The organism is Campylobacter sp. RM16189 (assembly GCF_012978815.1).
In the GTDB taxonomy this organism is placed as follows: Bacteria; Campylobacterota; Campylobacteria; order Campylobacterales; family Campylobacteraceae; genus Campylobacter_A.
The window spans coordinates 111,693-123,642 of the sequence record NZ_LIWR01000006.1 but is presented as its reverse complement, the minus strand read 5'-3'; the positions used below and the strand labels follow the sequence as shown (position 1 = coordinate 123,642).

13 protein-coding genes and 1 tRNA gene are annotated in these 11,950 nt (G+C 35.6%); 10 read left to right on the top strand and 4 right to left on the bottom strand.

Annotation, left to right across the window (positions count from 1 at the left end):
• Positions 1-55 precede the first annotated feature (55 nt).
• Positions 56-153, bottom strand: a tRNA-Sec gene (locus tag CDOM16189_RS05955).
• An 82-nt stretch (positions 154-235) separates the two neighbouring features.
• Here CDOM16189_RS05955 and CDOM16189_RS05950 point away from each other — a divergent pair.
• The gene (locus tag CDOM16189_RS05950) at positions 236-835 is read left to right on the top strand and encodes a BON domain-containing protein (protein WP_169975665.1); all 600 of its coding nucleotides are present in this window, start codon (positions 236-238) and stop codon (positions 833-835) included.
• A 5-nt stretch (positions 836-840) separates the two neighbouring features.
• On the opposite strand, the gene CDOM16189_RS05945 is transcribed toward CDOM16189_RS05950, so the two are convergent.
• Genes CDOM16189_RS05945 through CDOM16189_RS05935 form a run of 3 tightly spaced genes read right to left on the bottom strand, consistent with a single transcriptional unit; the run spans position 841 to position 4,581 of the window.
• Complete coding sequence (locus CDOM16189_RS05945; RefSeq protein WP_169975663.1) at positions 841-3,294, bottom strand: efflux RND transporter permease subunit; 2,454 nt, start codon at positions 3,292-3,294, stop codon at positions 841-843.
• Between the two features lie 5 nt (positions 3,295-3,299).
• Positions 3,300-3,890, bottom strand: a complete 591-nt coding sequence (locus CDOM16189_RS05940) for an MlaC/ttg2D family ABC transporter substrate-binding protein (protein ID WP_169975661.1) — start codon at positions 3,888-3,890, stop codon at positions 3,300-3,302.
• A gap of 1 nt (position 3,891) precedes the next feature.
• Positions 3,892-4,581, bottom strand: coding sequence for an MlaA family lipoprotein (locus tag CDOM16189_RS05935; RefSeq protein WP_169975659.1), 690 nt, complete (start codon positions 4,579-4,581; stop codon positions 3,892-3,894).
• A gap of 200 nt (positions 4,582-4,781) precedes the next feature.
• Between CDOM16189_RS05935 and CDOM16189_RS05930 the strand changes: the two genes are divergently transcribed.
• From CDOM16189_RS05930 to CDOM16189_RS05890, 9 genes are all read left to right on the top strand, one after another.
• Entirely contained in the window at positions 4,782-5,564 is a 783-nt protein-coding gene (locus CDOM16189_RS05930; protein ID WP_169975657.1) for a TOBE domain-containing protein, read from the top strand.
• Positions 5,565-5,566: 2 nt separating this feature from the next.
• On the top strand, positions 5,567-6,313 hold the full coding sequence (gene modA, locus CDOM16189_RS05925; protein WP_169975655.1) for a molybdate ABC transporter substrate-binding protein: 747 nt from the start codon (positions 5,567-5,569) through the stop codon (positions 6,311-6,313).
• Positions 6,313-6,708, top strand: coding sequence for a TOBE domain-containing protein (locus CDOM16189_RS05920; RefSeq protein WP_169975653.1), 396 nt, complete (start codon positions 6,313-6,315; stop codon positions 6,706-6,708). Before modA ends, CDOM16189_RS05920 begins: the two co-directional genes overlap by 1 nt.
• Complete coding sequence (locus CDOM16189_RS05915; protein ID WP_169941229.1) at positions 6,701-7,570, top strand: ABC transporter ATP-binding protein; 870 nt, start codon at positions 6,701-6,703, stop codon at positions 7,568-7,570. Before CDOM16189_RS05920 ends, CDOM16189_RS05915 begins: the two co-directional genes overlap by 8 nt.
• Positions 7,563-8,243: a molybdate ABC transporter permease subunit gene (gene modB / locus CDOM16189_RS05910; protein ID WP_169975651.1), complete on the top strand. Its 681-nt coding sequence runs from the start codon at positions 7,563-7,565 to the stop codon at positions 8,241-8,243. Before CDOM16189_RS05915 ends, modB begins: the two co-directional genes overlap by 8 nt.
• Positions 8,244-8,337: 94 nt before the next feature.
• Positions 8,338-8,814: a redoxin family protein gene (locus tag CDOM16189_RS05905; protein WP_169975649.1), complete on the top strand. Its 477-nt coding sequence runs from the start codon at positions 8,338-8,340 to the stop codon at positions 8,812-8,814.
• A gap of 69 nt (positions 8,815-8,883) precedes the next feature.
• Positions 8,884-10,221: an MBOAT family O-acyltransferase gene (locus CDOM16189_RS05900; protein WP_169975647.1), complete on the top strand. Its 1,338-nt coding sequence runs from the start codon at positions 8,884-8,886 to the stop codon at positions 10,219-10,221.
• Positions 10,221-11,207 carry a DUF459 domain-containing protein gene (locus CDOM16189_RS05895; protein ID WP_169975646.1) on the top strand — a complete coding sequence of 329 codons (987 nt, stop codon included), beginning with the start codon at positions 10,221-10,223 and terminating at the stop codon, positions 11,205-11,207. The genes CDOM16189_RS05900 and CDOM16189_RS05895 overlap by 1 nt, the downstream gene beginning before the upstream one ends.
• A gap of 17 nt (positions 11,208-11,224) precedes the next feature.
• Positions 11,225-11,944, top strand: a complete 720-nt coding sequence (locus CDOM16189_RS05890; protein ID WP_169975644.1) for a hypothetical protein — start codon at positions 11,225-11,227, stop codon at positions 11,942-11,944.
• Positions 11,945-11,950 lie beyond the last annotated feature (6 nt).

The window sequence follows — 11,950 nt, the reverse complement described above, 5'->3', positions numbered from 1 at the left end:
TATCTAATATAAGAAATAATAAAAAATTGATTAAGAATAAAATTCACATTTAATATGGCGAGAGGATGAGAGAATCGAACTCCCCACAGAGCGGTCAACCGCCCCGCCATCGGATTTGAAGTCCGCGAGCGCCACCAGATCGCTTTATCCTCCACAAGGATCGTATTTTATCAAATTTTATATAAATTTTAGTTTGATTTTTATAGTATTTAATCAAAATTCCCTTGGACTGGCTATGAATATCGGGCTGACTATTAAAAGAATTATTATTTTATTACCTATGTTTTTACTAAGTGGATGCTTAGACATGATTACCCGTCCGATTTCTCCTATGACAGGAGTAAATATATATGACGCCTACTCCATATCTCAGGATGAAAGAGGAATCTACTCAATCGCAAGAGACAAATTTGTAAAAAGTAAAATTCAGAGCAAAATTCTATTAAGCTCAGGACTTAGTAATATCAGTATAGATGTAGAGAGTTTTTATGGAAATGTCTATCTAATAGGCGTTGTACCAGATATTAAACACAAAGAAAAACTTATAGAGTTAGTCAAAAACACTGAAGGCGTAAAGAAAATTTACACTTATATAAGATTTCCAACCGACGAAAAAGAATGCGAAAGCAACCTAAACATAATGCTTGCGCTTAAAAATAACCTCTTTAGAGATAGTAAGATAAGCGGCACTAGCGTAAGAGTTAGCGTCGTACAGTGCAACGTCGTATTTACAGGCATCATAACCGATATAGAGCAAGAAAAACATGCCATCTGGTATGCTAAACATATCGAAGGCGTAAATGACGTTTATTCGTTTTTAAGAGTTATGAAGTAAAGTTTCTACTTGGCAGAGCCTTTTACATAAAATGTATGAATGAGCGCAGGTAAAAGCACCAATGCACCAAGTAGCATCATAACCATAACCAAATCAGTAAGAAGTCCAAAGTAGATAGTCGGGATAAAATTACTCGTAATCATCACGCTAAAGCCTAAAAATATCGCAAACGAAGTGTAATACATCGCATAACCTATGCTTGCGTGCGAGGCTTTGATACTCTCCGCCACACCTTTACTTCGGCGCTCTTCGCGGTATCTGTGGATATAGTGTATGATGTCATCCACGCCGATACCGATACTTATGGAAGCTATCGTGATACTCATGATATCAAGCGGAATTCCTGCCACTCCCATCACGCCAAAGACCACGCAAAGCGGGATAATGTTTGTGATAATGCTGATAATCGCAAGTTTTACGCTCTTAAAAATTATGCAAAATATGACAAAAAGCGTCAAAACAACAAAGCCAAAAGAGTCAATCTGCGAATAAATCAGGCTTTGAAGCATATTGTTATAAAGCACCATCGCGCCGCTTATCTGCACTTTTACGTTATCATCTTTGGTTAAATTTGTGACCTCGTCTTTAAGCGTCTTTAAAAACTCATCTCGCCTAAGCCTCTCGTCTGAGTCAACCGTCCTAAGCGAAAATCTCACTTGATTATCCCCGATGCTAACATAAGGGCTTAAAATAATATCTTTGTAATTTTCAGGCATCTGCTCATACATTACGCTTAGCAAGAAATCATCAATCACGCCATCATTTAAAATTTCAATGATCTCTAAAAGCGTGCCAAGACTTGAAACTTTGCCTACAAATTCCTTGCCTTCAAGATGAGTATGCGCCTTTTTTACGATGTTCATCTTATAGCTGTTAAACCAGTACTTAGCCTCGTTTTCATTGGCCTTAAACTCATCTTCAAATTCATCTTTCGCTTCGTTTAGGTCTTCGTCTTTACTTGTGTCTTTAAATGTTATAAGTACATCCACAGGCACCGTGCCGCCGAGTTTAGTATCGATTATCTGCATGCCTTTGTTGATCTCGGTTGAGCTTTTAAAATACTCGATAAAGCTGTTTTCAACGCGAAGTTTTGAAATGCCGTAAATTCCAAAAGCGAGCATAAAAGCGCTTATAGCATAAACTGCAAATTTGGAAGTTAAGGCAAAATTTGCACAAATTTTAGTAAAGCTAAATTTATTTTCAAACGTCCTAACCGGACCAAGCTTGCTAAGCTCTGAAACAACACTACCAAAGAGCAAAAACGCAAGTACAAGCGAGATGGATATGCTCGTACTCATCATCACGCCAAGCATGATAACAGGCTTTATATCTGAAAATGCAAGCGATAAAAAGCCAATAACCGTCGTAAATATCGCGAAAAAAGATGGCTTAAATTTATCTCTAAGCGTTAGATAAACGAGCTGGTGCTGATTTAGGCTTGGTTTTGTTATGAAAAATTCTCTGTAGCTAACTATAAGATGAATGACTACAGAAATAGTGATTATCAACTGAAGCGCTATGAAATTTGATGATATGACCGTTATCTCCCAGCCTAAAAAACCAAAAAGTCCCGTTGCAAATATAACGCTAACCGCGCATATAAATATAGGTAGCACGATCCAGCGAATTTGCCTAAAAAAGAGCCAAAGGCTAAATATCAAAAGCAAGGCGACGCTTATACCGTAAGTATAAAGATCCGATTTTACGAAGCTTACCATGTCGCTTGCGATCATATTTACTCCGCCTAAAAACAGCGTCTCATCACCTCTAAATTTATCAAGCACGGCTCTTATATGATCGATACTTGCTTGCTCTTTTACCCGAAGGCTATCTCGATAGGCTTTAAAGTCCGAATTTGCGCTTTTTAAAGCTTCTTTATCACTACCGCTTAAAGTGCCGTTTAGTTCTTTATTTAAGAGGAAATTTCTAGCGTTTAAAAACTCGGCGTATCTTTTATCATCTTTTAAATTTAAGATTATCGCGGTGGTTTTTAGATCCTTGCTTACAAGGGCGTTTGTGTATAGCGGACTGCTTGCAAACTCGCTCATCACCGCAGTTTTGTTGATATCTTTATCTTCAAGAGTTAGCACTCGCTTGATGATATCGCTTAGCGAGCCACCCGAGCTTTGAAGAAGCGGAACGTTTAGTATAGATACGACATTTTTAACAAGCTCGTTTTGCTCAAATTCTTTTGATAAATTTCTAATCTTTTCAAGCGTAATATCGTCCAAAAGCCCGTTTTTTGGCGTGTATGCCACAACTAAATAGTTAGGGCTTGCATATCTTTTGGCAACATCGCGAAAAAGGGCTAAATCTTTATCGTTTTCAAGCAGAAGCGTTTCAGTCGAAGCATCAACGGCAAGTTTTGTGGAAAAATATCCAAAAACAAGCGTTAAAAGCAGTACCGCAGCTATAACTCGCTTAGGATAAAAAACGATAAATTTAAAGATGGATTTCATTAAATTTATTTGCTATCCTCAGGCAAATTTACTGTCTCCAGTCTTTTTAGCAGCTCTTCAAAGCTTCCTTTTTCAAGCAGGCTTCCAAACTGGCTTCTATAAGTCTGAACTATGCTAACGCCTAAGATATCAAGGTCGTAAATTAGCCAGCCACGATCCTTTGCGTCATAAAATTTATAGACAAAAGGATAGCTTTTGCCTTCGCTCACGACTTCGCCGTTTAGCCAGTATCTTTTTTCGTTTGGCTTTGTGAACTCTTTTAAATTTATCTGTTGATCGTTGTAGCTTAGAAGTTTATCTACATATGAGTTTTTAAGGCGAGTTTCAAAGGCTTTATCAAACTGCTCTTTTTGCACATCGCTTAGTGCGTCATAGCGCTTTGATAGGCTGATTTTAGCCATCTGTTTGTAGTCAAAAAACGGATCAAAGATGGCAAAAATTTTATCCGCTTTTTCATCTTTATTTAAATTTTTGTCCTTTAGCACTTTTATCGCGTTTTGAGTCGCGCTTTCAACGCTTGGTTTTATCTCACTCTCGCTTATCGCAAATAGTGAAACACTCAAAAACATAGCACAAATAATTTTTAAAAATTTCATTTTATTCCTTTATCAAATAGTTGCGGCGCTGTTCGTAAGCATCGCGTAAAAATGGGTATAGATCAATAGCGTCTTTTTTAAGTCTATCGTATGCATCAACATCTAAAGAGATATTGTTTAGTTTTTGATAAATCTTGATCCCGTTTGAAGAGGCTTGAGGATCCACAAATGTTATAGGATTTACAAAATAATCCCCCCAAAATCCGAGCAGATCTCTTAAATTATAAGGTCCTACCAAAGGCAATACTATATGAAAGCCACTTCCAACACCCCAAAAACCTAAAGTTTGACCAAAATCCTCATCATGCCGCTGTAAATTATAATATTTAGCTCCGTCCGTTAGTCCACCAAAACCTATTATAGTATTGGCTACAAATCTTAAAGTCTCTTCTCCGGCTTCTTTAAATTTTAGTTGTAAAACATTATTTACAAACCTCACAGGAAACACTAAATTATCAAAAAAGTTATCAACAGCCTCTCTGGCCGGTTGCGGAATAATATAATTATATCCTTTGAGTGTCGGATTTAATAAATTTTCATATAAGAAATCATTGACATTGGTCATGGCCCTATTATATCTGGACAATGGATCAAAAACCTCTGTTTTGTCTTTAAATTCATCATCAAATTCGCTAATATCATTTGCAAATAAAATGATGAAACCAAGCAAAAAAGAAAAAATAAATTTCATCAAAACCTTTCAAAAAAATTAATAATATCAAAAAAATTATAACAAAAGCTTTGATTTTATAATTTTGTTGCTTTTAAATTTATAAAATTATAAATACACAAAAATAACGCTGAAAAAATTTTCAGTTTATTTTTATATATACTATTTTATACTTAAAAAATTATATTTTTATATCAAAGCAAATAATAGAGGAAATTTTAATGAAAGCTGATGTAAGTTTAGAGTTATTTTTAGATAGCGGAGTGCCTGTTTTAGCAAAACATATAAGCCTTCTTAAGGCTGTAGACGAAACAAAAAGCATAACAAAAGCGGCCGAGTTTGTAGGAATTTCATATAAAAATGCCTGGGATAGTCTTGACGCGCTAAATAACCGTTCGGAAAAACCGCTTATAACAAGAGCGCAGGGCAATAAGAAAAATAGCGGAAGTGAGTTGACCGAGTATGGAAGAAAGATGATAAGCGTGTACGAAGCTATGCTTGCATCTCAAAAAGTATTTTTGGAAAAAGTATGTTCAAATATTGATATTTCAACTAATGAAATAGTAAATTTACAACGTATGAGCATGAATTTGAGTGCTAGAAATCAACTATCATGCGAGATAATTAAAATTAAAACAGGAGCCGTAAATTCAGACATAATAGCCAAACTATCAAATGGCGAAATTTTACATGCCGCCGTTACCGTAGAATCAGAAAAAAATTTAAATTTAAAAGTCGGCAAAAAAGTAGTATTTATATTTAAAGCTCCAAGCGTTATGCTTGCTAAGGACGAAAACCTAAACATAAGTGCGGCAAATCAGCTAAAAGGCAAGGTGATAGAGGCTAAAATCGGCTCGGTAAGCGCTGAAATAGTCCTTGAGATAAACGATCATCAAACCATCACCGCAATCATAACAAAAGATAGCGCAATGGAGATGAAAATAGGCGTTGGCGACGAACTAACAGCCTTAATTAAATCAAGTCAAATCATAATAGGAGTATAAAAATGAAAAAAACTTTCTTTTCGTTAGTTTTAGCGGCAATCGCGACTTTTAATCTAAACGCTGGCGAGATAAACGTCTTTGCCGCAGCAAACGTAACTTATGCGTTTGATGAGTTAAAGGCTGAATTTACCAAGACAAATCCGGACACAAAAGTAACCGTAACGCTTGGCGGAAGCGGCGCTTTGACAACTCAGATCAAAAACGGCGCACCTGCTGATGTGTTTATGGCGGCAAATATGAAATTTGTTCAAACCGTTGATGAGGCAGGCTTTTCTGCGACTCGTCCGATAGTTTATGCTCAGGGTGCGCTTGCACTATTTAGTATCCGCGACATAGATTTTACAAAAGGCATCAAAGCGGTTGAGGGATTAAAAGCCGTTGCTATCGCACTTCCCGAGTCAGCTCCTTACGGCAAGGCAAGTATTGAAGCGCTTAAAAAAGATGGAATTTTTGATAAGGTTGAAAAAAACATCATCTACACAAAATCGATTTCAGAGGCTCTAAGCTCGGCTCTTAGCGCGGCGGATGCCGGATTTATCGCAGCTAGCGCGATGTATGATCCAAAAATGGTCAAATATAAAGAGGGTAAAAATTTCATCTTAGTTAATCCTGCTCTTTACACTCCGATCGATCAAGGCGTAATCCTTCTAAAACGCGGCGAAAACAACCCTGAAGCCAAGGCGTTTTATGATTTTATCCTAAGCGAAAAAGCAAAAGAGATCTTTAGAAAATTCGGATACAACATATAATGATAAAGGCCCAAGTTTCAAATATAACCGGTAGCGAGGATGTAAATCTCTTTGAATTTACTTCAGGCGAGATGAAATTTTATATGCTTGGGCTTGAAAATTTAGATGAGTTTAAAATAGGCGATAGCGTAAAACTCGCCTTTAAAAGCTCAGACGTCATCATCGCAACGACTCCTTTGAAAAACTGCTCGCTTACAAACGAGATAAAAGCGACAATCTCAAATTTAACCAAAGGCAATATCACAAGCGTTTTGCATTTGCAGGCTTTAAATTTCGAATTTGAAAGCATAATAACGACAAAATCTTGCGAGAGATTAAATCTTAAACAAAATGACGAAATTTACGCTTACGTAAAAGCCACTTCACTTTATATCAGCGATAAAAACCGTGATTGAATTTAGATGCAAAAAGACCTTAAACGGCTCTAGCGGACAGTTTTGCCTTGACGTTGATCTAGATATCAAAAAGGGTGAATTCGTAGCACTTTACGGCAAAAGCGGAAGCGGTAAAACTACACTTTTACGCTTGCTTGCAGGCTTTGAAACTCCTGATAGCGGAGTGATAAAAGTTAAGGACAAATTCTTTTTCAATGCGGGTAAATCATTGCCGCCTCAAAAGAGAAATATAGGATTTTTGTTTCAAGATTACGCTCTTTTTGAAAATATGAACGTGCTTAAAAATTTGCTTTTTGCAAACAATGATTTAAAGCTCGCAAACCACTTGCTTGATCTAGTTGAGCTAACATCGCTTAAAAATGCTCAAATTTCAAAGCTCTCAGGCGGTCAAAAGCAGCGTGTGGCGCTTGCAAGGGCACTTATGCGAAAGCCTGAAATCATGCTGCTTGACGAACCGCTTTCTGCGCTTGATATATCTATGCGCGAGAAGTTGCAAGACTATCTCCTTAAAATTCACCGCGAATTTGATATGACGACCATCTTGGTAAGCCACGACATAGCTGAAATTTATAAACTTACTTCAAAGGTATTCGTTCTAAGTGAAGGTGTGATAGAGCGCTGCGGAAGCGCCGGCGAGATATTTTTAAAGCACTCAAATTCCCAAAAGCTTAGCTTTCATGCCAAAATTTTAGAAATTCAAAAGCGCGACTGTATCTATGTAGCGATCACTCTTGTCGGACAGCAGCTTTGCGAAGTAGTCTTAAGCCATCAGGAAGCGGCGAATCTAAAAGCGGGCGATGAAGCCACGCTTAGCGCAAAAGCATTTGCGGCAACTCTTAGAAAAAGCAAAAGCGATGTTTGATATATCAAGTATTGATTTTACACCGTTTTATCTATCGTTAAAACTTGCTTTTGTCACGACGATTATATTGTTTTTCGCCACTCTGCCGCTTGCCTACTGGCTAAGTAGATCAAATTTCAAAGCCAAACCGATAATCGAATCCATAGTGGCCCTTCCGCTTGTTTTGCCGCCATCGGTGCTTGGATTTTATATGCTTGTATTTCTTTCGCCATACAATTTCTTTGGTAAATTTATGGAAGAAAATTTCGATATACGCTTGGTTTTTAACTTCTCAGGACTTGTCATAGCAAGCTGTATCTACTCGCTTCCATTTATGTTTCAGCCTTTGCAAGCCGGATTTTCAAGCCTGCCAAAGAGCCTTTTTGAGGCAAGTTATTCACTGGGTAAAGGCAAATGGGCTACGCTTTTTATGGTTGCATTGCCAAACATCAAGCCTTCGCTTTTAACTGCACTTATCGTTAGCTTTGCCCATACTTTGGGCGAATTTGGCGTGGTACTGATGATAGGAGGAAGTGTTGGCGATAAGACAAAGGTCGCAAGCATAGCCATTTACGAAGCGGTCGAGCTGATGGATTATCAAAAAGCGCATGTTTACTCCGCACTCATGCTCATAATCAGCTTTGCCGTGCTGTTTTTGGTCTATTTCTTTAACGCTAAACAGAAAAAAGCCTAAATTTTAAGCTCAAATTTTACTGATTGCAGCTCTACTCACGCAGCTTTAGCGCAAATTTATGCTATCATAAAATCAAATTTAACAAGGATAAAGCATGGGCGTAAAAGATATAAACGGAAACGAAATTGATTTTTTAGAACTGATTAAAAATAAAAACTGCGTTTTAATCGTCTATCCCAAAATGGGCGAGAGCGGCAAATTCCTGCCTGAAGAGCTAAAACAAACCAAGGGCTTAACTGGTTGCACGAACCAGTGCAAAGCTTACCAATCAAATCTTAGCGAAGTAGCTAAATTCGGCTTTGAGGTTATCACAGTTGGGGCTTTAAGTATAGAAAAAACAAAAGAGTTTAAAGAGACCTTAAGAGTAAATTTTAGCTTTTTTAGTGATCAGGGTTTCGAACTTGAAAAGGCGCTAAATTTAGAAACCTTTAGCACGGGTGACGGCAAGAAATTTTATCATCGTCAAACTCTCATCGTAAAAGACGGCAAAATTTTAAAAAGATTTAATAAAATAAGTGAACCAGAAAATGATGTAAAAAATGTCATAGAAGTAATAAAAAGTCAAATATAGGCAAAATTTAAATGTTAAAGATTTCAAAACTAAATTTTTTATATAATCCAAATAAAATTTAGGCAGGTTATGAATCTTTTTTCTATCGAATTTGCAGTCTCTTTTTTTATTTTTTGGCTGCTTTATTATTTTTTTAATTCAAATATAAAAGCTCAAAAATGGCTAATACTTGGCTTTTCATATCTGTTTTTAGGACTGCTTGGGCTTAAATTTCTAATCATAAACATAGTTTTTAGCCTGATTGTATATTTCTTTGCAAAAAAAATCCACGATACAAATTCATCTTTTGATCTATTTTTAGGCATTGCTTTTGTGGTTTTAACCCTTGCATTTTTTAAATATAACGGCTTTTTCGAACTAAAGTTTGGAGTAATAAAATTTGAAAACATAGCTCTGCCTCTTGGAGTATCGTTTTACTCTTTTATGAGCATAATCTTGCTTGTAGATAGTTATAATCAAGAGATAGATGAGCCAAATTTGCTCGATACACTTTTGTTCTTGAGCTTCTTTGCAGTTATTATTTCAGGTCCGATTTTAAAACCAAAGCCATTTTTTGAAAGGCTAAACACCAAAAAAGAATTTGGCAAAGAGAATAAGATATTTGCCCTTCTCGCACTGGCAATTATCAAAAAACTTCTAATCGCAAACCATCTATTTGATATTATAAATCCGGCCTTTCAAGCACCTCATTCGCTTGAAACATCAGAGCTCATAGCCACTCTATTTGGCTACTCAATCATGCTTTATTGCGATTTTAGTGGATATGTGGACTTTGTTTTGGCTCTAGGGCTTATGTGCGGATTTAATCTTCCACCAAATTTCAATCGTCCTTTCGCTGCATTAAATTTAAAAGAATTTTGGCAAAACTGGCATATAACTTTGATGAATTTTTTCAAAAATTATATTTACATCCCTCTTGGAGGTAGTAGGGGTGGAGCTTTATCAACTCAAATAAATGTATTAATAGTATTTTTTATATCTGGTATCTGGCATGGAGCCGGAATAAATTTCATCATCTGGGGACTAATGCATGGATTTGGAGTTATATTTTTAAACCTCACAAAAGAAATCGATCTATTGAAATTTGATTTTTTAAAGAGATTTTTTACTTTTATTTTCGTTAGTTTTATATGGATATTTTTTGTAACAGATTTTGCAGGAATGTTAAGGTTTTTAAAGGCTATGAGAGCAAATTTAGAGGGAGATTATTTAAATATTATAGCTGTTTTTGCGATGGCTTTTCTATTTACTTTTATATACGCAAACATAAATTTTAGATCTATTATTTTTAATTTTTTTAGCAAAATAAATCTATTTTTTAGTATGATTTTTTTAACTCTATTCGGATTAATTGTATATTTTTTAATGCCTAGCGGTATGCCAAATTTCATCTATCAAGGATTTTAATGAGAGCTTTTGCGGTAATATTTGGAGCGCTTCTTATAGTATTTTTAATCCTGCTAAACCCTTTCTCTATATATTTTGAAGCAAAATATCAAAAAGATTTTATTTTGAGTGATACAAAGCTTGACGAATTTAGCATCCTTGCTATAAATTTCATAAACAAAGAACTTGAGCGTCTAAATTTTTTAAAAGACAAACCATCTTCTTTACCCCAAACAACAGAACCTGATTTGGATATAAATTTAACCCAGCAAAAACCTATAATAACTAAAAAAATAGATCAGAATTTAACTCAAACATCTAAAGACGCAAACCAAACAAAGATAGCGGAAAAATCTGAGGCAGTGCCACAAAAAAATATAACTCAGTCAAAAAAAGTAAGCTTAGAATCAAACTCAACGGTTATTCTGGTCGGAGATTCTATCATGAAAGGATTTGGTTGGGGGTTTGAAAATCTATTAAAAAACAGACAAGTCAAAGTAAAAAATTTAGGCAAAGCAAGCACCGGACTACTTAACAAGAAATTTTATGATTGGCAAAGTGAGCTAGATAAAATTCTAGAAGAAAATAGCGATAAAAACGCTATTTTGATGGCGGCTTTTGGCGCAAATGATACATATAGCTCTACTTTTGGTAGCAAAGTAGCAAAATTTGGCACAGATGATTGGAAAAACGGATATAAAAATAGAGTAGAAGAGATATATCAAGTAGCCAAAAAACACGATATAGATATGGTTTGGATTGGACTACCTTGTATGGAAAATAAAAAATATAGCGATAAAATGCGAGATTTAAATAAAATTTTTAAAAGCATGGCAGACGAAAAAGGCGTGCAGTTCATATCTTTAACAGATGCGCTTTGCAAAAACGGGAAATTTATAAAAGCAGACGATAATAAAAAGGCACTCAGAGAGGATGACGGTGTGCACTTAAGCATGCATGGTTCAATCCAAGCGGCAAAATTCGTAATAATTGAGATTTTAAAATAAATGCCAAAGAGGATAATATGACAGAAGAATATTTTAAAAGGTGGGCTTTAGGCTTTAGCGGATGTGATGGCGGAGATATAGGGTCGCCTGAGAATCCAAGCGCGTGGCTATGCGGCATAGAGTGGGGGAAGGGCTTTAATGAAGATGAGTTAGAAAATATTTTAAAAAACAATGACGAAAGCATACCTAAAGGCTATAAAAACAACGAAGAAAATTTAGCCTATCAATTTAATCAAAAAGCTCTCAAACTTTTAGCGTCTTTAAACGGATATGCCGACATTTTAAAGTTTAATGAGGAAGTAAAACCGTTTGTTATCAATTCAAAAGGTTATTTTAAGCTAAATTTATATCCTTTGGCTTTTAAAAATACCGACTTTGCTCTCTGGAATAAGCAACTTAGCATCGCTACAGGCTTTAAAACCAAGAACGAGTATATACAATGGATACAAGAAAACCGCTTTAAAGAGATGAGAAAAAGGGTAAAAATTTACAAACCAAAATTAATAATATGTGTAGGAATAAGCTATAAAGATGACTTTATAAAAGCGTTTGGCGATGATAATGTAGATATTAAACAAAGCGAAGCCGGAGGAAAGAAATTTTACTACTTTAAAAACAAAGATGGAACTTTGGTTGTAATAACGTATTTTCTTGGCAACAGATTTGGCCTAAGCAGTGATTTAATGCTTAAGGAAACAGGCAAAGAGATAGTCAGACTACTAAAGTTTACTTTATAATAGATT

Coding starts and splice junctions, on each gene's coding strand:
- modA (WP_169975655.1), top strand. CDS start 5,567: ATGAAAAAAACTTTCTTTTCGTTAGTTTTAGCGGCAATCGCGACTTTT.
- CDOM16189_RS05945 (WP_169975663.1), bottom strand. CDS start 3,294: ATGAAATCCATCTTTAAATTTATCGTTTTTTATCCTAAGCGAGTTATA.
- CDOM16189_RS05890 (WP_169975644.1), top strand. CDS start 11,225: ATGACAGAAGAATATTTTAAAAGGTGGGCTTTAGGCTTTAGCGGATGT.
- modB (WP_169975651.1), top strand. CDS start 7,563: ATGTTTGATATATCAAGTATTGATTTTACACCGTTTTATCTATCGTTA.
- CDOM16189_RS05895 (WP_169975646.1), top strand. CDS start 10,221: ATGAGAGCTTTTGCGGTAATATTTGGAGCGCTTCTTATAGTATTTTTA.
- CDOM16189_RS05905 (WP_169975649.1), top strand. CDS start 8,338: ATGGGCGTAAAAGATATAAACGGAAACGAAATTGATTTTTTAGAACTG.
- CDOM16189_RS05900 (WP_169975647.1), top strand. CDS start 8,884: ATGAATCTTTTTTCTATCGAATTTGCAGTCTCTTTTTTTATTTTTTGG.
- CDOM16189_RS05920 (WP_169975653.1), top strand. CDS start 6,313: ATGATAAAGGCCCAAGTTTCAAATATAACCGGTAGCGAGGATGTAAAT.
- CDOM16189_RS05935 (WP_169975659.1), bottom strand. CDS start 4,581: ATGAAATTTATTTTTTCTTTTTTGCTTGGTTTCATCATTTTATTTGCA.
- CDOM16189_RS05950 (WP_169975665.1), top strand. CDS start 236: ATGAATATCGGGCTGACTATTAAAAGAATTATTATTTTATTACCTATG.
- CDOM16189_RS05940 (WP_169975661.1), bottom strand. CDS start 3,890: ATGAAATTTTTAAAAATTATTTGTGCTATGTTTTTGAGTGTTTCACTA.
- CDOM16189_RS05930 (WP_169975657.1), top strand. CDS start 4,782: ATGAAAGCTGATGTAAGTTTAGAGTTATTTTTAGATAGCGGAGTGCCT.